The organism is Vibrio sp. bablab_jr001, assembly GCF_016464285.1.
GTDB classification, from domain to species: Bacteria; Pseudomonadota; Gammaproteobacteria; order Enterobacterales; family Vibrionaceae; genus Vibrio; species Vibrio fluvialis.
The window spans coordinates 1-412 of the sequence record NZ_JACDWZ010000085.1 but is presented as its reverse complement, the minus strand read 5'-3'; the positions used below and the strand labels follow the sequence as shown (position 1 = coordinate 412).

The following is a 412-nucleotide window of genomic DNA, read 5'->3' as shown; positions in this document are numbered from 1 at the left end:
TGTGATCGGTACCGTGTCGGCCACTGATGGTGACGGCGAGGCGGTGACGTATTCCATTACCACCAACGTGTACAACGATGCCAATGAAGCCTTGTTTGAGATCGATGCGGTCAGCGGTGCGATCAGCCTGACGGCGGCGGGTGTCACCGCGTTCTCGAACGATTACGAAACCGCGCCCAATGTACACGATATCGTAGTGACCGCGACAGAAGTGGCGGGTCTGGGCGAGCAGAAATCAACGGACATCACCGTTGAACTGAGTGAGCTGAATCTGGATGAGTTTGGTCCGGTATTCGACCCGAATGACCCGGACAACGAAGACGGCCCCCGTTATGTGTTCTCGTATGATGAGAACAGCAGCGATGAGTATGTGATCGGTACCGTGTCGGCCACTGATGGTGACGGCGAGGCG

1 protein-coding gene is annotated in these 412 nt (G+C 56.6%); it reads left to right on the top strand.

Annotation, left to right across the window (positions count from 1 at the left end; all coding sequences use genetic code 11):
- Nucleotides 1–412, top strand: a 412-nt coding sequence (locus JIG40_RS13605; protein ID WP_199465496.1) for a cadherin repeat domain-containing protein, incomplete at both ends; no start/stop codon positions are given.